The organism is Thalassospira sp. MCCC 1A03138, assembly GCF_002115785.1.
GTDB lineage: Bacteria > Pseudomonadota > Alphaproteobacteria > Rhodospirillales > Thalassospiraceae > Thalassospira.
This window is the reverse complement of the sequence record NZ_JFJY01000001.1, coordinates 482,329-502,952: the sequence shown is the minus strand read 5'-3', so window position 1 is coordinate 502,952 and position 20,624 is coordinate 482,329. Positions and strand designations below refer to the sequence as shown.

Annotated in this window: 21 protein-coding genes; 8 read left to right on the top strand and 13 right to left on the bottom strand. The window is 55.2% G+C overall.

Features of this window, described 5'->3' with window-relative positions; translation table 11 throughout:
- Positions 1–109 precede the first annotated feature (109 nt).
- Positions 110–1,495, top strand: a complete 1,386-nt coding sequence (locus TH468_RS02415) for a class II 3-deoxy-7-phosphoheptulonate synthase (RefSeq protein ID WP_085642041.1) — start codon at positions 110–112, stop codon at positions 1,493–1,495.
- A gap of 246 nt (positions 1,496–1,741) precedes the next feature.
- Positions 1,742–2,227, top strand: a complete 486-nt coding sequence (locus TH468_RS02410; protein WP_085642040.1) for a hypothetical protein — start codon at positions 1,742–1,744, stop codon at positions 2,225–2,227.
- Between the two features lie 66 nt (positions 2,228–2,293).
- Here TH468_RS02410 and TH468_RS02405 read toward each other — a convergent pair whose 3' ends face one another.
- The 3 genes from TH468_RS02405 to TH468_RS02395 are packed head-to-tail and all read right to left on the bottom strand — an operon-like array spanning position 2,294 to position 4,581.
- On the bottom strand, positions 2,294–2,869 hold the full coding sequence (locus TH468_RS02405) for a hypothetical protein (protein WP_062952953.1): 576 nt from the start codon (positions 2,867–2,869) through the stop codon (positions 2,294–2,296).
- A complete protein-coding gene (locus TH468_RS02400; RefSeq protein ID WP_085642039.1) occupies positions 2,869–4,218 on the bottom strand; it encodes a M48 family metalloprotease in 1,350 nt (449 codons plus the stop codon). The genes TH468_RS02405 and TH468_RS02400 overlap by 1 nt, the downstream gene beginning before the upstream one ends.
- Before the next feature lie 18 nt (positions 4,219–4,236).
- Positions 4,237–4,581 carry a YbjQ family protein gene (locus TH468_RS02395; protein WP_007091283.1) on the bottom strand — a complete coding sequence of 115 codons (345 nt, stop codon included), beginning with the start codon at positions 4,579–4,581 and terminating at the stop codon, positions 4,237–4,239.
- A 208-nt stretch (positions 4,582–4,789) separates the two neighbouring features.
- On the opposite strand from TH468_RS02395, the gene TH468_RS02390 reads away from it, so the two are divergent.
- The 3 genes from TH468_RS02390 (at position 4,790) to cysS (ending at position 9,277) form a co-directional block, all read left to right on the top strand.
- Positions 4,790–6,466: an NAD+ synthase gene (locus tag TH468_RS02390; RefSeq protein WP_085642038.1), complete on the top strand. Its 1,677-nt coding sequence runs from the start codon at positions 4,790–4,792 to the stop codon at positions 6,464–6,466.
- Between the two features lie 12 nt (positions 6,467–6,478).
- On the top strand, positions 6,479–7,831 hold the full coding sequence (locus TH468_RS02385) for a glutamate--tRNA ligase (RefSeq protein ID WP_085642037.1): 1,353 nt from the start codon (positions 6,479–6,481) through the stop codon (positions 7,829–7,831).
- 66 nt (positions 7,832–7,897) lie between these two features.
- Positions 7,898–9,277 (top strand): cysteine--tRNA ligase, encoded by a 1,380-nt coding sequence (gene cysS / locus TH468_RS02380; protein WP_085642036.1) that lies wholly within the window; start codon positions 7,898–7,900, stop codon positions 9,275–9,277.
- Between the two features lie 57 nt (positions 9,278–9,334).
- Here the strand turns inward: cysS and TH468_RS02375 are convergent, their stop codons facing one another.
- Together TH468_RS02375 and TH468_RS02370 are read right to left on the bottom strand one after the other, a co-directional pair.
- The gene (locus TH468_RS02375) at positions 9,335–9,730 is read right to left on the bottom strand and encodes a carboxymuconolactone decarboxylase family protein (protein ID WP_085642035.1); all 396 of its coding nucleotides are present in this window, start codon (positions 9,728–9,730) and stop codon (positions 9,335–9,337) included.
- A gap of 28 nt (positions 9,731–9,758) precedes the next feature.
- Positions 9,759–10,124: a MerR family transcriptional regulator gene (locus tag TH468_RS02370; RefSeq protein WP_062952946.1), complete on the bottom strand. Its 366-nt coding sequence runs from the start codon at positions 10,122–10,124 to the stop codon at positions 9,759–9,761.
- 171 nt (positions 10,125–10,295) lie between these two features.
- On the opposite strand from TH468_RS02370, the gene TH468_RS02365 reads away from it, so the two are divergent.
- Positions 10,296–11,234 (top strand): aldo/keto reductase, encoded by a 939-nt coding sequence (locus TH468_RS02365; protein ID WP_085642034.1) that lies wholly within the window; start codon positions 10,296–10,298, stop codon positions 11,232–11,234.
- Entirely contained in the window at positions 11,234–11,941 is a 708-nt protein-coding gene (locus tag TH468_RS02360) for a DUF6064 family protein (RefSeq protein ID WP_085642033.1), read from the top strand. The genes TH468_RS02365 and TH468_RS02360 overlap by 1 nt, the downstream gene beginning before the upstream one ends.
- Positions 11,942–11,958: 17 nt before the next feature.
- Here TH468_RS02360 and TH468_RS02355 read toward each other — a convergent pair whose 3' ends face one another.
- The 3 genes from TH468_RS02355 to TH468_RS02345 form a co-directional block, all read right to left on the bottom strand.
- On the bottom strand, positions 11,959–12,612 hold the full coding sequence (locus tag TH468_RS02355; protein ID WP_085642032.1) for a LysE family translocator: 654 nt from the start codon (positions 12,610–12,612) through the stop codon (positions 11,959–11,961).
- A 146-nt stretch (positions 12,613–12,758) separates the two neighbouring features.
- Positions 12,759–13,445, bottom strand: a complete 687-nt coding sequence (locus tag TH468_RS02350; protein ID WP_085642031.1) for a DsbA family oxidoreductase — start codon at positions 13,443–13,445, stop codon at positions 12,759–12,761.
- 229 nt (positions 13,446–13,674) lie between these two features.
- Entirely contained in the window at positions 13,675–13,935 is a 261-nt protein-coding gene (locus TH468_RS02345; RefSeq protein WP_062952942.1) for a hypothetical protein, read from the bottom strand.
- A gap of 281 nt (positions 13,936–14,216) precedes the next feature.
- Here TH468_RS02345 and cimA point away from each other — a divergent pair, with 281 nt between their 5' ends.
- A complete protein-coding gene (gene cimA, locus TH468_RS02340; protein ID WP_085642445.1) occupies positions 14,217–15,830 on the top strand; it encodes a citramalate synthase in 1,614 nt (537 codons plus the stop codon).
- 59 nt (positions 15,831–15,889) lie between these two features.
- Here the strand turns inward: cimA and TH468_RS02335 are convergent, their stop codons facing one another.
- The 5 genes from TH468_RS02335 to TH468_RS02315 all read right to left on the bottom strand — a co-directional run bounded on the left by TH468_RS02335 (position 15,890) and on the right by TH468_RS02315 (position 20,589).
- Positions 15,890–16,414: a hypothetical protein gene (locus tag TH468_RS02335; protein ID WP_085642030.1), complete on the bottom strand. Its 525-nt coding sequence runs from the start codon at positions 16,412–16,414 to the stop codon at positions 15,890–15,892.
- A gap of 4 nt (positions 16,415–16,418) precedes the next feature.
- Positions 16,419–17,657, bottom strand: coding sequence for an agmatinase family protein (locus TH468_RS02330; protein WP_085642029.1), 1,239 nt, complete (start codon positions 17,655–17,657; stop codon positions 16,419–16,421).
- Positions 17,658–17,712: 55 nt separating this feature from the next.
- A complete protein-coding gene (locus tag TH468_RS02325; RefSeq protein WP_085642028.1) occupies positions 17,713–18,531 on the bottom strand; it encodes an ABC transporter ATP-binding protein in 819 nt (272 codons plus the stop codon).
- Positions 18,531–19,352 (bottom strand): ABC transporter permease, encoded by an 822-nt coding sequence (locus TH468_RS02320; RefSeq protein ID WP_085642027.1) that lies wholly within the window; start codon positions 19,350–19,352, stop codon positions 18,531–18,533. Before TH468_RS02320 ends, TH468_RS02325 begins: the two co-directional genes overlap by 1 nt.
- A gap of 166 nt (positions 19,353–19,518) precedes the next feature.
- Positions 19,519–20,589, bottom strand: a complete 1,071-nt coding sequence (locus TH468_RS02315; RefSeq protein WP_085642026.1) for a putative urea ABC transporter substrate-binding protein — start codon at positions 20,587–20,589, stop codon at positions 19,519–19,521.
- Positions 20,590–20,624: the final 35 nt, after the last annotated feature.

The following is a 20,624-nucleotide window of genomic DNA, read 5'->3' as shown; positions in this document are numbered from 1 at the left end:
CAAGTTTGGCCCGGTTGACAGCACCGGCGATATGGGCGGAAATCCGCTGTGACGCTGAGTATATGGTATAGTAACGGCATGATGGACATGCCGGATTGAGAGGAAGCAAATGAGCAAGAGCTGGAGCATTGATAGTTGGCGCAAACTGCCTGTGAAGCAGATGCCGACATATCCGGATGCACAGGCCGTCAAGGCCGTAGAGCAAGAGCTCGGCAGCTATCCTCCTTTGGTATTTGCTGGCGAAGCGCGCGCATTAAAAGAAAAGCTTGGTGAAGTTGCCGAAGGCAACGCATTCCTGCTGCAGGGCGGGGACTGTGCCGAGAGCTTTAAGGAATTTCATCCCAACAACATCCGCGACACCTTCAAGGTTATGTTGCAGATGGCGGTTGTTCTGACCTATGGCGCGGCATGCCCGGTGGTCAAAGTTGGCCGTATGGCGGGACAGTTCGCCAAGCCGCGTTCGTCGGATACGGAAACCATCGATGGCGTCGAACTGCCAAGCTATCGCGGTGACAATATTAATGGCATCGAGTTTACGTCCGAAGCCCGTGTTCCGGACCCGCAGCGTCAGATTCGCGCCTATAACCAGTCGGCATCGACGCTGAACCTGCTGCGTGCTTTTGCGCAGGGTGGTTTTGCCGATCTGAGCAAAATCCATCGTTGGAACCTGTCATTTGTTGATAACAGCCCCGCGGGCGAACGATATCGCAAGATGACGACCCAGATTGATGAGGCCGTTGCCTTCATGCAGGCATGTGGCATTACGGCCGAAACCGCACCGCAGATGCGCGAGACGGATTTCTATACCTCGCACGAGGCGCTTTTGCTGGGGTACGAACAGGCCCTGACCCGTCAGGACAGCCTGACCGGCGACTGGTATGACTGTTCGGCGCATATGTTGTGGATTGGCGACCGTACCCGTCAGCTTGACGGGGCGCATGTTGAATTCATGCGCGGCGTGAACAACCCGATTGGCATGAAATGCGGACCGACCACCGAAGAAGACGATCTGATCCGTCTGATCGATGCGTTGAACCCGAAAAACGAAGCCGGTCGTCTGACCCTGATCGCACGTATGGGGGCAGGCAAGGTTGAAGACCACCTGCCGCGTCTGGTGCAGCGGGTCAAGGCAGAGGGCCGCAAGGTTGTCTGGTCCTGCGATCCGATGCACGGCAACACGATCAAGGCGGCGAACGGGTATAAAACCCGTCCGTTCGATGCGATCCTGTCGGAAGTCAAATCGTTCTTTGATGTGCACAAGGCCGAAGGCACCCATGCCGGTGGCGTTCATTTTGAAATGACCGGCACGGATGTGACCGAGTGCATTGGCGGCGCGCGTGAAGTAACCGTCGATAGCCTTTCGGATCGTTACCACACCCATTGCGATCCGCGTTTGAATGGCGGGCAGGCCCTTGAACTTGCCTTCCTGATAGCCGAAATGATCAAAAAAGAACGCGACAGCGTTCGTGCGGAGCAGCTTGCAGCGTCGGCATAATTGAACATCGAACAATTGATGCGAAAAGGCGTTCGGGAAACCGGACGCCTTTTTTATAGGTAGCATGTCTTTTTGAGAGTTGAGTTCGTGGTTTTTTCTATTTAAGGGATGCGTTGCTAGAGGATGTTTCGTTAATTCTGACAGTGAGTATGCATTTTGCCTCTACACTGATTGGCACAACATCCTTAAGTATAGACAATCGCGGCACGATATCGCGGGGATTTTGGGGAAGGGGTCGCACGAAACATGGTGGATGAGGCGGATTTCGCCGCATGGCAGAAAAAAGTGGAGGGAACCAACATTTCCTCGACCACGCTGCTTGCGACCGATTACCTGAACCATTTCAATGAAATCGTGATGCTTCTGGAAATGGTTCCGGACATGCCCGACATGATTGAGGACTGCAAGGAATGGGCGCCGAAAGGCTATCAGGACCATTTCCGTGACAGTGCCTTTTCCGACAAGGAATTGGCGATTGAGGCCTATGATCATGTGCCGGCTCGTTTCCGACGCCCGTTCGAGGAAACCATCGAGCATATGAACGCCATCGTGTTTCGCGCCAACGAACAGCTTGATGCGCTGATTGCCGAGGGTAATGAAGACCTTTTACGCGAAACTGCCAGTACGGTGACATTGTCCCTTCAGCGTTTCATGGATGTTGCAAGTGGCATCATCCATGGGTCGGCCAAAACCATGAGCCAGGATGAAATTGACGCTGCACTAGCGCTGTAAAAATTCCGCATAAAAAAAGGCCGGGTGTTTTATGCTTCCCGGCCTTCGCATTGTCGGATCGGTCGATCAATCCATCATATCGGCCAGTTCTGCATCAAGCGTTTCGATTTCGCCACGCAGTTTTGGCAGGATATCGGTGCGTGCAGCCGCGACCTGCTGTTTCATGTTTTCAATGGCGCGACGGGAATAGCCGTTGGCCGACTGTTGCTGGAACAGACTGGTCATCTGGGCTTCGATACCGGTATAGAAACGACGCACGCCGGTAATGATTTCCGGATGGACTTCGAACGTACGCGGTGAATAACGCATCGTCGACCAGACCATATCGTCAAGGCGATGCGTCGCTTCTGGCGTCAGTTCGCGGGCGTGCCATTTCATCGGGGCTTCGGGATATTCCGCGATCCATTGTTCTACACGCTCGATATTGTCGACAAACTCGGCCTCAAGCGATTTTTCCAGATAGCTGACATCCGATAGACTTTGATAGCGGTCGAAATCAACCGCAATCCGGAAGCCGGCAAAGCTTGCCAGATACACACCAAGAACCGTTGACGCCAGAATGATACACTGGGTGAACCAGAATTCGATATTGGGTTTGCCGCTGACGCTAAGAAAGCGGAACGGGGATAAAAAGAGACGCATTATTCTGATCCTTCCGGAGCTTCGTACTCGTCGTAGATTGTTGACTGCCCTTCGAGGGCATCGACATAGCGTTCGAAAGCTGTCTGTAGCGGTATCGGTTCACCAAGCGGCAGATTGCGGTCCGCGACCATTTTATTAAGGCGTCGCACGCGATCCATTGGATGAGGGTGCGTGCCGAGATAATCAAGCATGCTCTCATCCTCCTGCATCATCGCAAGCTTGGCAAAGGTGGTTGCGACATCGGTGGCATGGCCATATTTCGCCATGACGATATCGAGCCCCCATTTATCGGCATCAAGTTCCTGGGATCGGGAATAATCCAGATCAGCCAGCATTTTTGGCCACCCGGCAATCCAGGTGGTCAGAACCGCATCGGCCTGGAACATCATCGCCGACAGGGCAACGCCAACCGCCTGCCGCCCTAGCCCTTCAAGATGGTCACGGCCGTTATAATGGCCGATTTCATGCCCAAGGATGGATAACAGTTCGTTTTCGGTGTCGACCAGTTCAAGCATGCCAGTATGAACAAGGATCAACCCGCCGGGCAGGGCGGCGGCATTTGGCGTTTCATCGGGGATGATGACAACTTCGAAATCATAGGCCGCAGCCGGGCCAAGGGCCGATTTCGGGATCGAGTTGATCAGATCAAGGATATAGCGTTCCGGCAGGCTGCGTTCATCATCGCTGCGGCGTTCGATGATGTAGTCGCCTTCAAGATCGGACCAGATGGCGATTTCATCCTCGATCGAAATCTGGCGGGTTGCCCATTCGACAGCAAAACCGCTGGCAGCGTAAATGCCCCAGCAGATAAACAGAAACGCCGCACTTGCCGATGTAAATTCAACCAGCAGGTTTTTATGGCTGATATTGATGCCATCATCAGGCAGGGCAGACGGAAAGCCGCCGCTGGGGCGTTTGTCGGTATAAAGGGCCGTGCCCGAAACCATCATTTCCACCATGCCACGGCCAAGCTGAGCTGTGGTCATGCGGATGCCGGTAATGTGGGATGCGCCCTTGGCGTCGGTCCGCATGCGCAGCATGGCTTCGCGTTTGGCACGCGTGATGGTGGCTTCGTGTGCCCCCAATCGGCCGCCAACGAAAATGCGCAGACGCGCAAGCAGATTGCGGAACCGGTCTTCGCCGATCACAACCTTGCCGGTGACCATTCTGCTGTAACGCAGAACGATGTCTTCGGGGGCATGGTCCTCGGTGCTCAGGTGCTGATTTGGCAAAAGTTGCTCGTCACGGCGCAGGGCGCGTTCGTGGGCGGCTTCAGCCAGACGGCCTGTCACAAAGGCGATCCCGATCAGGATCATTAGCATGATCCCCGGAACAAATAGTTCCTGCATTGGAAAAGACTCCGGGGATTATTTCAGGCGAACAGCCGTGCCATAGGCAAAGATTTCAGCCGCCTTGTATGCGACCTGCGATGTGGAAAAATGCACATCAACAACCGCATCGGCATCCATCACACCGGCCTGTTTGACCAGGCGTTCGAGGGCCTCGGTCTGGGCCTGTTCTAGAAGGCGGGTATAAGAGCGCACTTCGCCGCCAAACAGGTTTTTGAAAAAGGCAAAAATATCAAACAGGAAACTTCGGCTGCGAACCGAACTGCCAAATACGATGCCCAGATTTTCGCTGATTTCACGGCCTGGAATATGGGATATTGTCACGACCGGCAATTCTGCCGCCGTGTTTTGGTTTTTCGTCATTGGTTTGCTCGTCTCAAATTATTGTTTTTGGTGCCGATTTTTCGGCTGGCGCAATAAAGCCACTTTGCGAACGTATTGCAAGCGATTATCAAGTGACGGTGAATGAAGTTGCTATGACAATGCAAAAATACGGCATTGTTGCTGATGCAGTGCTGCTATCGCGCATTCGGCAATTGACACCAAACCGGACGCCTCCTATTCCAACATCATGACAAATATGCTTGCCATCGCGATTGCCCAGCTTAACCCCGTTGTCGGCGACGTTGCCGGGAATGCCGAGAAAGTTGTGGCTGCCTGGGAAACTGCGGCTGATCAGGGCGCGGATATTGTCCTTTATTCCGAACTGGTTCTGTCGGGCTATCCGCCCGAGGATCTTGTGATGAAGCCTGCCTTCATGCGCCATCTGCGCCATGCGGTCGATAATATATGCGCGCGCACCAAGGCCCGCAAAAACGGCCCGGCCCTGTTGCTGACGACACCGTGGGATATTGACGGGGAACGCTTTAACGCGGTTCTTCTGATTGATCAGGGCAAGATCGAAACGGTGCGGGCGAAAAACGACCTGCCGAATTATGGCGTGTTTGATGAAAAACGCGTGTTCAGTGGTGGACCGATGCCCGATGTGGTGTCCTTCCGCGGGGTGAAACTTGGTGTGCCGATCTGCGAGGATGTCTGGACGCCAAAGGTTGTTGCCCATCTGAAAGACCGCGGCGCGGAAATTTTCCTCGTGCCGAACGGATCACCGTTCGAGGCCGACAAGGGCGATCTGCGCCGTAACCTGATTGCGGATCGGGTACGTGAATCCGGCGTTCCGATGATTTACTGCAACGAGGTTGGTGGCCAGGACGAACTGGTGTTTGATGGCGGCTCGTTCGGTCTTAACGGTGATGGATCATTGGCCGTGGCCCTGCCGGGCTTTTCCGAGGATGTCGTGACCAATACGTGGTCGCGTGGTGAAGATGGTAGCTGGCGGTGCGATGAAAATGCACCAAAGGCCGACTATCCAAGCGGACTTGATGCGATATATCAGACGCTGGTTTTGGGGCTTCGGGATTATGTGAACAAAAACCGCTTTCCCGGTGTTGTAATCGGCATGTCGGGCGGGATCGACAGCGCGCTTTCGGCGGCCATTGCTGTTGATGCGCTGGGGGCGGATCGGGTGCGGCTGGTGATGATGCCGTCGCCCTATACGTCACGCGAAAGCCTTGAGGATGCCGCACAATGTGCCGGGATGCTGAAAACCGGCATTGAAAGCATTAATATCGGGCCTGCCATGGGGGCATTCGAACAGATGCTTGGCCCGGCATTCGAAGGCCGTGACCCGGACATTACCGAAGAAAACATTCAGGCCCGTTCACGCGGGATCATCCTGATGGGGCTTTCAAACAAGTTCGGCCATATGGTTCTGACGACGGGCAACAAGTCGGAAATGTCGGTTGGCTATGCCACGCTGTATGGTGACATGTGCGGTGGCTATTCGGTTTTGAAGGACCTTTACAAAACTACTGTGTTTGCGCTTTGCCATTGGCGCAATGCCCATCATCCGGCGGGCGCGCTTGGTCCGGACGGCATTGTGATCCCGGAACGGATCATTACCAAGCCGCCATCGGCCGAACTGCGCCCGGATCAGAAAGACGAAGATAGCCTGCCGCCTTATGACGTTCTTGATGATATCCTTCATCAGATGATTGAAGGCGAACGGTCTGTTTCCGAGATTGTCGAAAGCGGCCATGACGAGGCCACGGTGCGCCGGGTCTGGCGGTTGCTGGACCGGGCGGAATATAAACGCCGACAGGCACCACCCGGGGTCAAGATTACTCCGCGTGCCTTTGGCCGCGACCGCCGCTATCCGATTACCAACGGTTTCACGAATTTAGTGACCTGAAAAAAGTTTGAAATGACAAAACCTGTCCTGCGATTTGCACCCAGCCCGACCGGGCTTCTTCACGTCGGTAATGCCCGCGTTGCCATGATGAACTGGCTTTATGCCCGTAAACATGGTGGCGAATTCATCCTGCGCTTTGACGATACCGATCCGGTCCGTTCCAAAGATGAATATGTCGATGCGATCCGTGAAGACCTGAAATGGCTTGGTATCGACTGGGACCGCGAAGAACGTCAAAGTCTGCGTCAGGATAAATATGACGCGGCGATTGACGACCTGAAATCGCGCAACATGCTTTATCCGTGCTATGAAACCGAAGGCGAACTGAACTGGAAACGCAAGGCCGCACGCCAGCGTCATCAACCGTTCATCTATGACCGCAAGGCATTGACGCTTTCGGATGATGAAATCGCCCATCTTGAGGCGGAAGGGCGCAAACCGCACTGGCGCTTCCTTCTGACCGATGGCGTGGTTGAATGGGATGACCTGACGCGCGGGATTTGCACGTTTGATACGGAACATGTGTCCGACCCGGTTCTGATCCGCGAAGACGGGTCGCTGCTGTATATGCTGGGTTCGGTCGTTGATGATCTTGAAATGGGTGTTACCCATATCATCCGCGGCGAGGACCATGTGACCAATACGGTGTCACAGATCCTGCTTTATATGGCGATGGGTGGTAAGCCCGGTGCGCTTGAATTTGCCCATATGCCACTTTTGGCGGGGCCGGGTGGTTCGCAGCTGTCGAAACGTCTGGGCAGTCTTTCGCTGCGTGAATTGCGTAATGACGGGTTCGAGGTCGCATCACTTGTCGGGCTTCTGACCGGGCTTGGTGCATCGGACAAGATCGAACCGGCTACTCTGACCGAGGTTCTGGGCAAATTCGATCTGTCGCATTATGGCCGTTCGACCCCGAAATTTGATCCGGCGGAACTGGCCAGCCTGAACGAAAAAGTCATTCATGACATGTCGTTTGAAACGGCAAAGCCAAAGCTTGAGGCCCTTGGTCTGGGCGATGCACCCGAAGAATTCTGGAATGCGGTGCGCGGAAACTGCTGGCGCGTGGCAGAAGCGGTTGAATGGTGGGATGTGATCACCAAACAGGTCATCCCGCAGATTGACGACGCCGATGCGGAATTTTTAAAGCAGGCGGCCGATATGCTGCCCGAAGGCGACCTTGACACAACCAGCTGGAAAGCATGGACCGGTGCGATCAAGGATGCGACCGGCCGCAAGGGCAAGGATCTTTTCATGCCGCTGCGTAAGGCGTTGACGGGGCGTGAACATGGCCCGGAAATGTCGGCGATGCTGGTTCTGATCGGACGTGAAAAGGCGTGTGAACGGCTTTGTGGAAAGGCGGTCTAAAGCAAACAGCTTTGACCGCCGGAATATCCAGCAAAACCGAAAACAAAAGCCATATGGACCGAAAACATGACCAAGACCACATTGCGTATCTATGACACCCTAAGCCGTGAAAAGCAGGTGTTCGAGCCGATTGATGCCGACCATGTCCGGCTTTATGTCTGCGGCCCGACGGTTTACGACTATGCCCATGTCGGTAATGCTCGGCCTGTTGTGGTGTTTGATACGCTGGTGCGTGTATTGCGCCATATCTATCCAAACGTGACCTATGTGCGCAACGTGACCGACGTTGATGACAAGATCAACGAACGTGCCCGCCAAAGTGGCGAGCCGATTTCGGAAATCACCAAACGCACCCATCAGGCCTATCTTGATGATATGGGCGCGCTTAATGCCGCCAAGCCCGATATCGAACCGCGCGCGACCGAACATATCGCAGAAATGATCGCGATGTGCGAAAGCCTGATCGAACAGGGCTTTGCCTATGCCGCCGAAGGGCACGTGCTGTTTTCCGTTGGCCAGTATGAAGAATACGGCAGGCTGTCGCGTCGCGACCGCAAAGAAATGATCGCCGGTGCGCGGGTTGAAGTCGCCCCCTATAAAAAGGACCCGGCGGACTTTGTGCTTTGGAAACCGTCCGATGACGAGACGCCGGGCTGGGAAAGCCCATGGGGCCGCGGACGTCCGGGTTGGCATATTGAATGCTCTGCCATGTCGACACGCTATCTGGGCGAGAATTTCGACATTCATGGCGGCGGATCGGATCTGGTTTTCCCGCATCATGAAAACGAAATCGCGCAAAGCTGCTGCGCAAACAAGGGTTCTAGTTACGCCAAATACTGGATGCATAACGGCCATCTGATGGTCGAAGGTGAAAAGATGTCCAAGTCGCTTGGCAACTTTGTCACCGTGCACGAGTTGCTCGAAAGCTGGCCGGGCGAGGCGATCCGTCTGGCGATGCTGGGAACCCATTATCATCAGCCGATCAACTGGACCGAAGAAAACCTGCGTCAGGCCAAAGAGGCGCTGGATAGGTTCTATACCGCCCTTCGTCAGACCACCGATATCGAACCGGAAAACACCCCGGTGCCGGAATCGGTTCTGAACGCGCTGTGTGATGATCTTAATACGCCGCTTGCGATTTCGGAGTTCCATGAACTGGTGACCGAACTCAACAAGGCGACAAAGAAGTATGATAAGGCCGAAACCAAGGGCCGTGTTCTGGCGGCGGCAACTTTGCTGGGGATTCTGGAAAATGATCCGGAAGCCTGGTTCACCGGTTCTGCCGATGAAGATGAAGCTGCCGAGATTGACAGTCTGATCCAGCAGCGTGCCGAAGCGAAGAAAAACCGCGACTTTGCCACCGCCGATCAGATCAGAAACGATCTTTTGGCGCGTGGTATCCTGCTTGAAGACTTCAAGGAAGGTACGAGCTGGAAGCGCGTTTGATCCGTCGCATTTGAATTGGAAAAGGCACCGCCGGGAGACCTGCGGTGCCTTTTTGCTTTAAGTGGCGGTGGCGTCCAGTTCGTCAAACAGTTCCTGTGCGGCATTCAGGCCGTTGATCGCGGCAGGAAGACCGCCATAAACCGCCATCTGCCAGATCGCTTCGATGATTTCTTTGCGTGTTGCCCCGGCAGCAAGAGAATGTTTGATATTGACCTTAAGCTGGGGTGCGGTTTGCGCGCCCAGAACTGTCAGGGCGGAAATCGTGCAGAGCTGACGGGTTTTCAGATCAAGGTTGGGCCGCGCGTAATGACGGCCATAGGCCCATTCAACAAGACTTTCGGCAAATCCGGGCACCAGGGTATCGTATTTTTCGGCCAAGGCGCCTTCAAGCGGTGGGTTCAGACGTGCGACAACATCGCGCCCGGCATCGAGCGCGCTTTTATGTTCAGCCATAAGGGGCTCCTGTAAGGTATTTTTGAGGTTAGGCCGTTTTCTTGCGGCCGATTTCGTCGTAATTGGCGATTTTGTAATCGAGCACTTCGAGGGTTTCGGTCAGTTCGGCGATTTTTTGGGCCAGCCCGGTCCGATAGATTTCAAGAAGTTCGCGCCGTTCGCCAACCGTTTGTTCGCCTTCGCTGCGCAGACGGGCAAACCGGACCCGGTCGCGGATCGGCATGCCAAGATCCTTAAGCCGGCTTATGAAAGTCAGCCAATCGAGAATTTCCGGGTCATAGTACCGTCGGCCGCCCGCATCGCGTGACGGTTTGGGCACGAGACCGATTTTTTCGTAATAGCGCAGCGTGTGAATGGGCAAACCGCTTTTGGCCGAGACTTCACCAATCATCATGTCGGTCACCTTTCAGCTTGGGGAACTTTCAAAAGGCTAGCTGCTGGAGTGTACTTTAGGTCAAGCGTAAATTTTTTGCCAGTTTGTGCAACAGCTTGCAGTTGCGCAGACATGACATTCTGACCACCTTCTATCCTGTGACCGGTTCGAAACGACAATGTTGGGATTGCGATGTTTTTACTGGGTCGACGGAATTTCCTGCGCGGTGTGACGGCGATTGGCGCAACAGCGGGCCTTGGCGCGATCAAGCCGCTTTGGGCGCAAACGCTTGATAATCGTGCGGTTCTTGATGTGATCAAAAAGCCGATCCCGTCAACGGGTGAAATGATCCCGGCGGTTGGTCTGGGTAGCTGGATCACGTTTAATGTCGGCAATGATCCGGTTTTGCGCGACCAGTGCGCCAATGTCATGCAGGCCTTTTTTGACGGAGGCGGACGGATGATCGACAGCTCGCCGATGTATGGATCGTCCCAGGATGTGATTGGTTACGGGCTTGATAAACTGGGCGCGCGTGATCGGGTATTTTCAACCGACAAGGTCTGGACGTCGGATGACGGTGCAGAACAGATCGCCGAAACATCCGATTACTGGAACATCGAAAAGTTTGACCTGTTGCAGGTCCATAATCTGGTGGGGATCAACGACAATCTGCCGCTTCTGTTCGATATGAAGGATGCCGGACGACTGCGTTATGTCGGCGTGACGACGTCGCATGGCAGACGCACCGATGATCTGATCGCGGTGATGAAAAACACGCCGCTTGATTTCGTACAGGTCACCTATAACCCGGTGGATCGCAAGGTCGAGGATTACCTGCTGCCGCTGGCCTCGGAACGCGGAATTGCCGTGATCGTCAACCGACCGTTTCAGGGCGGCCATCTGATTGATCGGCTTGAAGGTGAAAAACTGCCGGACTTTGCCGCCGAGATCGAAGTACGAAGCTGGGCGCAGTTGATCCTGAAATATCTGATTTCCCATCCGGCGGTGACCTGTCCGATCCCGGCAACGACACAGCCGATGCACGCCATGGAAAACATGCAGGCGGCCACCGGCCCAATGCCCGATGACGACATGCGCCAACGTATTGCTGCCGTGATCGGGGTTCTGTAATGAGCGAGTGGTGGAGCTACAGTCTGGCAGATTTTCTGCTGTTTTCGCCGCGCGTTTATTACCGGCTGTTTGAAATGCTGAATACCACATGGTGGCTTGCGGTTACCGCCGCATTGGTAGCAGGGATCATCACCTTTGGCCTTTCCATCCGGCACGGCAATCGCGGCAACCGGGTGGCGCTTGTGCTGTTGGCGATGATCTGGGGCTGGGTGACTGCGGGCTTCCTTTGGTATTATTACCAGCCGATCAACTGGATAATCCCTTATTTCATTCCGGCATTTATCACAGAGGCATTGTTGATGGTGATGTTTGCCGCGCGCCGGATGCCGTTGCGATTTGGCTGGCGCGGTGATTTTTCCAGCATTGCCGGGGTGGTGATGATCGTGATGGCGATTTTCGTCTATCCCTTTGTCGGTCTGATCGAAGGGCGCGACCTGATACAGGCGGAACTGTTTGGCAGTGCCGCCGATCCGACGGCAATCGGAACACTTGGCTTTATCCTGCTGGCGCGTGGGTCGTGGCGCTGGGGCCTGTTGCCTGTGCCGTTGGTGTGGTGTGTACTGTCCAGCGGGACATTATGGGTTATGGACCAGAATATCGCGCTGCTGCCCCTGATTGCTGTCTGGTTGACGGTGCTTGGTGGCTGGATGGATCAGAAAAACGGTGTCACCCGCCGGTCATTGCTTGATACCGGCGGGGATGACTAGAGCCCGTGCCGCGCGATTTAACGCCCGGCAAGCAGGCGAATACCAACCGTGGCAAAGAACACACCCAGCAAACCATTGATCCAGCGCGCCGCCCGACGATACAGCGAAATCGCCGGGGCGGTAGAAAAGGCGGTGGCATAGGCGAAATGTACCAAGGTTGAAATCGTGCCACAGCCAATCACGATCACCCATCCCACCCAAAGCGGCGTGCCATCGGCAAAGCCGACGGAGATGATGGCAATCCATGTCAGGATTGCCTTGGGATTTGTCAGGTGAAGGCTCAGCCCACGACTGAAATACCCGACCGGCGAGATGGTTTTATCATCGCGCTCAATGGCATCGCCGGCCGGTTGGGCGGGCCGGAATGTAGAACGAAATGCCTTGAAGGCCAGCCATAAAAGATAGATCCCGCCAGCAATGCGAATGACGGTCATGGCATCGGCCCAGCTTGCCAGAAGGGCAGAAAGACCCGTCAGGGTCAGAATGCCGATGCAAAGCGAACCTGTTCCGATCCCGATGGCAAAGCAATGACCGGCACGGCGACCGCGTTCAAGCGAGACACCCATCAGACCGAGCAAGGCAGGGCCGGGGCTGATCAAGCCCATCAGAAGGGCGGCATAGGCAAGGAATATCCCCGGCAAATAGGGGGCGATATCGGCAAAGTCGATCATAGGGCGATCCTCTGTCAAACATGGTGGCAAACATGCCGTGGTGGCGGCATGAAAACTGTACGCCCCGGTTGTAGTTCTGTCGAGAATGCAAAAGCCCCGGTGCGAAAGGCAACCGGGGCTTTGGATGATCATATCCGATGACGGTATCAGTCGTCAAAAATGACTTCGTCGTCGGCAACCTCGACCTGACGGGCGATTTCGGACAATGCCTGTTCGAAAACTTCGGGCGGATGGCCGCCGGAAATGGCGTATTTACCGTTCACAACATAGGTAGGAACCGACGAAATACCGGCATTGCGGAACTCTTCCTCTTCGGCGCGGACTTCCTTGGCGAACATGTCGCTACCAAGAATTTCGTCTGCCTTTTCCGGTGACAGACCAACCTCCTCGGCGGCGCGTTTGATCACGCCGTGATCGCCGGGATTTTCGCCTTCCTGGAAATAGGCGCGGAACAGGGCCAGTTTCAATTCGGTCTGTTTGCCTTCCTTGCCCGCCCAATAAAGCATCCGGTGCGCATCAAAGGTATTATAGATGCGGCTGTCCGAGCTAAAGCGGATGTCGAAGCCGACATTTTCACCCATCATCGAAATACGGTCGCGATTTTCCGCACTTTGATCCGGGGTCAGGCCGTATTTTTCCTTGATATGTTCCGACAGGTTCTGGCCTTCGGGCCCCATATCAGGGTTCAGTTCGAACGGGTGCCAGCGCAGTTTGATGTCGACCTGACCGTCCAGACGCTCAATCGCCTGTTCAAGGTTTTTGTAGCCGATGATGCACCAAGGGCAGACAACGTCGGAGACGATATCGATCTGCATCGGGATGCCGTTGCTCATGAATTGTGCCTTGTCTTATGAATATCTGGATGGGTCACACATAAGCGGTATGAAGCCAAACGCAAGGACAGAAATGCGCGGGCTTAAAAGAAACGGCCTGTCCGGGGGAGACAGGCCGTCATATGTGCAACAACTCGGCGGGGGGAGGTAGATAATCATCTAATCCGAGTTTCGGGGTGTGCACGTGGGACGCTTCTGATGGCAGCGCGGCCAACAGGGGAGGCGAATTTCAATCCATGCCGTCGATATTCTGGCGACGGGCGTTGTCGACCATATATTCGGCAAAGGTTTCAAGGGTAGGACAGGACCAGTCTGCCGCCGTTTTTTCGCCGTCACGTTCCCATTGACCGTACCAGCGGTCATCAGGTTCGAGAAAGATCGTGTAAGCGGCGAAACGGTCGGACGCCGTCCAGCTGTTTTTGCCGGCACGGTGCCAGGTCAGACCCGCAAGCAGCATAACGTCAAAATCTTCGGCGGCTTTCAATGCCATCTTGGTGTCCCTATCCATGCGAAGCCCGAAGAAATGGGGGGTGTATTCCCAGTCACTTCACAATGTATGGTAGAGTTAATCATTACTACCATGCCTTTACAACCATTCAGGGGGACAGGTTTGCTATCCTAAAGGTGGGCAATTAGGCGATTTTGGGCAAAAAGCAGCGCATAATTGGCATGTCTTGTAATGCGGTTGCGTAAATGACGGTTTTGCGGCAATTTGCCAGACCGTCCGGCACATGCCGGAACAAGAGAAGATCGATCAGTTTTGGAATGAATATGTCAGACAAGCGCGTCTATCTATACGACAGTACCTTGCGCGACGGGCAGCAGACCCAGGGCGTGGATTTTTCGGCAGCGGACAAAACCGCAATTGCCAAGGCACTGGACGAGCTGTCGATTGACTATATTGAAGGCGGCTGGCCAGGTGCAAACCCCACCGATGACGCATTCTTTGCCAATCCACCGAAACTTAAAAATTCGAAACTGACGGCATTTGGCATGACGCGGCGCGCGGGGCGTTCGGCATCAAACGATCCGGGATTGACGACGCTTGCACAAAGCGCGCCGATTGTTTGCATGGTTGGAAAAAGCTGGGATTTTCAGGTGACCGAGGCGCTCGGGATTGAGCTTTCGGAGAACCTTGCGATGATTTCGGAATCCATCGCACATCTCAAAAGCCAGGTTTCCGAAGTCATGTTCGATGCCGAGCATTTCTTTGATGGCTACAAGGCTAACCGCGACTACGCCCTTGCCGCGATCAAGGCGGCGTACGAGGCCGGTGCGCGCTGGGTTGTCCTGTGCGATACCAATGGCGGTACACTGCCCGATGAGATTTTCGACATTGTCACCGATGTTTGTTCCTATGTTCCGGGCGAGAATGTCGGCATTCACTGCCATAACGATACCGAGAATGCGGTGGCGAACTCTTTGGCGGCGGTTCGTGCCGGGGCACGGCAGGTGCAGGGTACGTTGAATGGTCTGGGCGAGCGGTGCGGCAATGCCAACCTGATTTCGATCATCCCGACCCTGATGCTGAAGATGGGTTATGACGTTGGCATTTCGCATGAACAGCTAGCCCATCTGCGCCGGATTTCGCACATCCTTGATGAACGACTTAACCGCGAGCCGACCCGTCAGGCGGCCTATGTCGGGGATAGTGCATTCGCGCATAAGGGCGGATTGCATGTGTCCGCCGTGGAAAAGAACCCGGCCTGTTACGAGCATATCGAGCCGGAGCTTGTCGGAAACCAGCGTCATATCCTTGTGTCGGATCAGGCGGGGCGTTCAAATATTCTGGCACGGTTCCGTGAAATCGGGGTCGAGGTCGATCCGAAATCCGATGCGGTTGGCAAGCTTGTCGAAGCGGTCAAGCAACGTGAATTTGATGGTTATGCCTATGACGGTGCCGAAGCAAGTTTCGAACTTCTGGCGCGCAAGGCACTGGGCGAGCTTGACCGTTATTTCCGTGTGACATCGTTCCGCGTGATTGACGAACGCCGCTGGGTGGACGAGCAGGACGAACAGGTCATCACCATGTCCGAAGCGACCGTCAAGGTCGTGGTTGGTGACGGGCAGTTCATGTCCGTGGCCGAGGGTAATGGCCCGGTCAACGCGCTTGACGCGGCATTGCGCAAGGTGCTTCTGACCGTGCCGGAATATGTCGAAGCCGTGCAGCAGATCGAACTGATCGACTATAAGGTCCGCATCATAACACGTGGTGATGGCACGCGCGCAGTCACCCGCGTCATGATCGAAAGCCGCGATGCCGAGGGCAATAGTTGGTCAACAGTTGGTGTTTCAACCAACATTATCGAGGCGTCCTATAACGCGCTTCGGGATTCGATCACCTATAAACTGTTCAAGTCCGGCGTGCGTAGCCAGCATGCGTGACTGTTGGTTTAGACGATAAAATTGCAAAAGGGCGCGGTTTGATCCGCGCCCTTATTGTTTTAGCTGTGATGGTGATGCAGGTGGTCATGATTGTGCGCATGTCCGAAGCGTTCGGCCATGAAGCTTAGCAGGTCGATATCGGCGCGTTCGGTCATCGACACATAGGTAAATGTCATGGTTTCGCGTTCCTCGATCATGCTGCCGGGGAACGGCAGATAGGCCAGTTCGCGGGTGGCAAAGGCCGGGCAGGCGGTGCCGATTTGCCAGTGCGTGGTGATTTTGGCATCGACCAGATGCATGGTCAGGCCATCCTTGCCAGTCTTTTGAAACGGGATGTCGGCAAGGCGAAGGTAGCTTGCCTTGTCATCGGCCTTGCGGAAGCCTTCGACGAAGCTTGAGGACAGGACCTGTAATTCTTCGGCATGGTCGGCGTCACTTTGGCCATGGACATGCGAATGCAGGTGATCGTGGTCCGGGGCGTGATTATGCCCCGGTCCGTGTGAGTGGTTGTGCCCGACATCATGATGATGGTGGTCGTGATCATGTTGATGATGCGTGTGGGTGTGGGGATGATCATGGGGCATCGGGTTACTCCACATCCGGGCCGGCGGGGATGCTTACCGGTTTGTCGATGATGCCGCGATGCGATCCCATTTTGCCGTGCGACACCAGTGTGCCCAGCACATCGACAATCACGCGCGTTGCCAGCAGGGCGGTAATGTCCGAACAGTCATAGGGCGGGGAAACCTCAACGACCTCAAGCCCGCAAATGCCTTCGGCGGCGACGAGCGATACAAGTTCCAGTGCCTCGCGCGGCAGGAAGCCGCCAGGTTCCGGCCAGCCGGTGCCCGGAACGAACCCGCAATCAACACTGTCTATATCAAACGAGATATAGACAGCATCAGCATCCTTCCATGCCAGTTCAAGCGCGCGTGCCGCGGTTTCGGCAAGTCCGAGTTCCTCGACATCGCGCATGGTGAAGATGTTGGTATTGCGATTGCGCGCAACTTCGACCCCTTCGCGCGGGACCTGCCAGCCGCCAATGCCGACCTGCACAAGGTTCACCGCCGGAACATTGACCAGATCAGTGGCATGGAACCACGGCGTGGTGTGCATGCGTTCATCAAGGTCCTTTTCCTGAATGTCGATATGGCGGTCGAAATGCACGATGCCGATGCGTTTGGATGTGCATTGGGCAATGCCGCGCACGCAGGGGAAGCCGATGGAGTGATCACCACCGATCATGATCGGCAGCGCGCCGCTGGATGCGACGTGACTGACCGCGCGCGTGATCTGGTCAAAGGTCTTTTCGATATTGGCCGGGATGGTGAAAACATCGCCCACATCGCACAGCGTCATCTGTTCGCGAAGATCGACCCCCATTTCATAGTTATAGGGCGTGTAAAGGGCGGATATCTTGCGAACCCCCTGCGGGCCAAAACGCGTGCCGGGCCGGTATGTCGTGCCGCCATCAAACGGGATGCCTATGACCGCCGCGTCATAGGCACCGACCTTGGTAACGTCTTCGATATAGGGCGCTTTCAGAAAGGTATTGATCCCGGCATAATGGGGCAATTCCCCCCGGGCAAAGGTCGGGATTGATTTATCAGTCAGGCAATCGGACCCGGTCAGACCCATGCGAAGCGCCCACTGCTTTTCCTTTTCCCAAGCGGCTGATGGCAGCAGGGCTTCTTTTTCCGCCGATTTCCAGCCGCGCAATTGCAGCTTGTCGAAATTCGGGTGGTGGTGGCGGGTTGTGGCGGGGGCTGGCAATGTTCCGGCCACGCGATGTCGGCGGACATTTTGGGGGGCAAAGAAATCGCGCATGGTTGTTTCCTTCGGGTTGCGTCAGTCTTTGTTGGGTTGGCTTTCGGGTTCGAGATCAGGGAACGGGCATGGTCGCCATCAGAGCGGTCGAAAAATTCATGCCGTCGGTTTCATCGGTTTCGCCATTGGCACCGGGAACCGGTGCGACAGACAGGTCAATCGGCAGGTCATATGTGATGGTTGCACCATAGGATTCGGGTGTGACCGGATCATCGCGCAGCTTGTCAAATACCAGCATCCGGGTGCCGAGTTTGAACGCCTCGTGGATGTCGTGCGTGACCATGAATATTGTCATGTCATGCGTCTTCCAAAGGCCCAGCAGCAATTCATGCATGTCGTTGCGAATGCCCGGATCAAGCGCGCCAAATGGCTCGTCGAGTAACAGCACGCCGGGCTTCATCGTCAGGGCCTGCGCAATGGCAAGGCGTTGCTGCATGCCGCCCGAAAGCTGGCTGGGATATTTGTTGGCGGCAGGCGAAAGGCCTATGGTTTCAAGCAGTTCGGCAACATCGTCTCGGGCCTTTTTGCGCGCGCGGCCAAACAGGCGACCGGTCAGTTTGCGGGCGGCAAATTCCGCGCCGATGATCAGGTTTTCAGCAACGGTCAGATGCGGAAAAACCGAATAGCGTTGAAAGACAATGCCGCGATCAGGGGTGGGTTGTTGCGGCAGTGGTGCGCCATCCATCAGGATATCGCCGCCACTTGGCAGTTCCTGGGACAGCAGCATGCGCAAGAAGGTCGATTTGCCACAGCCCGATGCCCCGACCAGCGTGCAAAACGCCCCGGCTTCGATATCCAGATTGATGCGTTCAAGCACCGGATATTCGCCGTAAGACTTGGTCAGGTTGCGGATCATGAATTTTGGGTCGCGCATCACAGACTATCCCCCGAAAGGTGGTTCCAAGGGAACGCCTTGCGCGATGCCATCAACAGCAACTGGTCAAGAATAAAGGCCAGAAGCGTGATCCAGGCTACATAAGGCAGGATCACATCCATCGCGAGGTAACGGCGCACCAGAAAGATGCGATAGCCAAGGCCGCTCGTGGATGCGATGGCTTCGGCCGAAATCAGGAATATCCATGCCGGGACAAGGCCAAGCCGGATGGCGGTGATCAGTTTGGGCATGACTTGCGGCAGTACTACACGGGTGATCATTTGCCATGTTGATGCACCCAGCGTTTCGGCCTTGATGATCAGTTCGCGCGGAATATCCATCACCGCTTGCGCGATAGTCCTGATCATGACCGGGGCGGTGCCAATCGCGATCAGCATTACTTTGGAAGTCTCGCCCAATCCGAAAATGATGAACAGAATCGGCAGGATGGTGATTGGCGGGATCAGGGACAGGGTGGCGACAAAGGGCGCCAGACCGCGCCTGATGTGCGGAATGAAGCCGATGGAAATACCAAGCCCGACGGCAAGCATGGTGGAAATGAAAATGCCAACCGCAAGGCGCGACAGGCTATCGACCGTATCAAGCCACAGCAGATAATCGCCCGACCGTTTGTCGGCCTCAAACCCCATGCGCCAGATCGCATCCCCCATGCTGCTAAGCGACGGCAACAGCTTATCCGCCGGATTATCGATCCGGCGCAGATGGCTTGCGATGGCATAGGCTCCGATCAAAAGCGCAAACGGGATCGAGCCCAGCAATATGGCTGCGCGCCGGGAAAGGGTGCGATTGATGATACGCATGGCCGTCACCTTGCAATTGCAAAAACGGGGCAGTGGTCAAGACGGGGCAAAAATCTGAAAGGTCGGCCATCCGAACCTGATGCAACTGGTGCAACGAATGTTACAAGGCCAAATGGCCGACAGAGTTAATCCGCGAAGCGCGTGGTGGCGTGGCGAATACACGGTTTCAAAGCTTGCCCTTGGCGGCCATCTCCATATAGGTCGTGTCGAATTTCAGCTTCACATTTGTGCTGTCGCCATAGATGCTGCCATCCGGGAAGCTGACGCCGACAAATTCAGGGCTTGGTGCGCCTTCGCCAAGGATGCCTTTGTCGAACAGGAATTCGGCAACGAATTTCATGGTTTCGGGAAGCTCGGCCGATTTGGTGAATTCAACGGCCTTGTCCGGGGTAAAGAACATCGCCGTGCTGGCAAGCTGGGCGTCATATCCGGCAAGGTCTGTTCCAGATGCTTCGGCCATAGCGGTGCGTGCGGCAATGCCTTCGTCGGTGTCGGACGACATGATGCCCATCAGTTCATACCATGCACCGACCAGTGCTTTGCCAAATGCCGGATTGTCGGCAAGGGTTTCGGTGTTGACCATCATGATATCGATGATTTCACCGGGAATTCCCGCACTGTCAAAGACAAGCGTTGCATTATCGTTGGCGGCAATTTCCGACAGAAGCGGGTTCCACGTCACGACCGATGTTACATCATCGGTGGCATAGGTCGCGATCATGTCGGCATCGGATGTATTGACGACGGTGACGTCCTGTTCGGACAGACCTACTTTCTCAAGGGCGCGTGCCAGCAGATAATGGGAAACGGAAAGTTCGACCAGATTGACATTCTGCCCCTTGATGGCGGCAAGGTCGGTTGCGTCTTTCAGGATGATACCGTCATTGCCGTTGGAATAATCGCCAACAATCAGGGCGGTGGTATCAACGCCGCCACCGGCCGGGATCGAAAGCGCGTCCATATTGGTCATGGAGCAGCCGTCATATTCGCCAGCGGTATATTGGTTGATCGATTCAACGTAATCGTTGATCTGCACGATATCGACCGAGATATCGTACTTATCGGCCCATTTTTTCATGATGCCGCTATCTTGCAGATACCCCCACGGCATCCAGCCGACATAGATCGACCAGCAGACTTTGAAATCGGACTTTTGTTCGGCGTGGGCTGGCAGGGAAGCCAGAGAGGCAGAAAGGACGGCGGCAAACGAAAGTGTTTTAAAAAACGTCTTTAACATGTGTGCGCTCCTGCTTGTTTTGCGGATCACTTCGG

What these genes read in the sequence shown, in the direction of transcription:
- TH468_RS02415 (WP_085642041.1), top strand. Translation starts at nt 110, where the DNA reads ATGAGCAAGAGCTGGAGCATTGATAGTTGGCGCAAACTGCCTGTGAAG.
- TH468_RS02410 (WP_085642040.1), top strand. Translation starts at nt 1,742, where the DNA reads ATGGTGGATGAGGCGGATTTCGCCGCATGGCAGAAAAAAGTGGAGGGA.
- TH468_RS02405 (WP_062952953.1), bottom strand. Translation starts at nt 2,869, where the DNA reads ATGCGTCTCTTTTTATCCCCGTTCCGCTTTCTTAGCGTCAGCGGCAAA.
- TH468_RS02400 (WP_085642039.1), bottom strand. Translation starts at nt 4,218, where the DNA reads ATGCAGGAACTATTTGTTCCGGGGATCATGCTAATGATCCTGATCGGG.
- TH468_RS02395 (WP_007091283.1), bottom strand. Translation starts at nt 4,581, where the DNA reads ATGACGAAAAACCAAAACACGGCGGCAGAATTGCCGGTCGTGACAATA.
- TH468_RS02390 (WP_085642038.1), top strand. Translation starts at nt 4,790, where the DNA reads ATGACAAATATGCTTGCCATCGCGATTGCCCAGCTTAACCCCGTTGTC.
- TH468_RS02385 (WP_085642037.1), top strand. Translation starts at nt 6,479, where the DNA reads ATGACAAAACCTGTCCTGCGATTTGCACCCAGCCCGACCGGGCTTCTT.
- cysS (WP_085642036.1), top strand. Translation starts at nt 7,898, where the DNA reads ATGACCAAGACCACATTGCGTATCTATGACACCCTAAGCCGTGAAAAG.
- TH468_RS02375 (WP_085642035.1), bottom strand. Translation starts at nt 9,730, where the DNA reads ATGGCTGAACATAAAAGCGCGCTCGATGCCGGGCGCGATGTTGTCGCA.
- TH468_RS02370 (WP_062952946.1), bottom strand. Translation starts at nt 10,124, where the DNA reads ATGATGATTGGTGAAGTCTCGGCCAAAAGCGGTTTGCCCATTCACACG.
- TH468_RS02365 (WP_085642034.1), top strand. Translation starts at nt 10,296, where the DNA reads ATGTTTTTACTGGGTCGACGGAATTTCCTGCGCGGTGTGACGGCGATT.
- TH468_RS02360 (WP_085642033.1), top strand. Translation starts at nt 11,234, where the DNA reads ATGAGCGAGTGGTGGAGCTACAGTCTGGCAGATTTTCTGCTGTTTTCG.
- TH468_RS02355 (WP_085642032.1), bottom strand. Translation starts at nt 12,612, where the DNA reads ATGATCGACTTTGCCGATATCGCCCCCTATTTGCCGGGGATATTCCTT.
- TH468_RS02350 (WP_085642031.1), bottom strand. Translation starts at nt 13,445, where the DNA reads ATGAGCAACGGCATCCCGATGCAGATCGATATCGTCTCCGACGTTGTC.
- TH468_RS02345 (WP_062952942.1), bottom strand. Translation starts at nt 13,935, where the DNA reads ATGGCATTGAAAGCCGCCGAAGATTTTGACGTTATGCTGCTTGCGGGT.
- cimA (WP_085642445.1), top strand. Translation starts at nt 14,217, where the DNA reads ATGTCAGACAAGCGCGTCTATCTATACGACAGTACCTTGCGCGACGGG.
- TH468_RS02335 (WP_085642030.1), bottom strand. Translation starts at nt 16,414, where the DNA reads ATGCCCCATGATCATCCCCACACCCACACGCATCATCAACATGATCAC.
- TH468_RS02330 (WP_085642029.1), bottom strand. Translation starts at nt 17,657, where the DNA reads ATGCGCGATTTCTTTGCCCCCCAAAATGTCCGCCGACATCGCGTGGCC.
- TH468_RS02325 (WP_085642028.1), bottom strand. Translation starts at nt 18,531, where the DNA reads ATGCGCGACCCAAAATTCATGATCCGCAACCTGACCAAGTCTTACGGC.
- TH468_RS02320 (WP_085642027.1), bottom strand. Translation starts at nt 19,352, where the DNA reads ATGCGTATCATCAATCGCACCCTTTCCCGGCGCGCAGCCATATTGCTG.
- TH468_RS02315 (WP_085642026.1), bottom strand. Translation starts at nt 20,589, where the DNA reads ATGTTAAAGACGTTTTTTAAAACACTTTCGTTTGCCGCCGTCCTTTCT.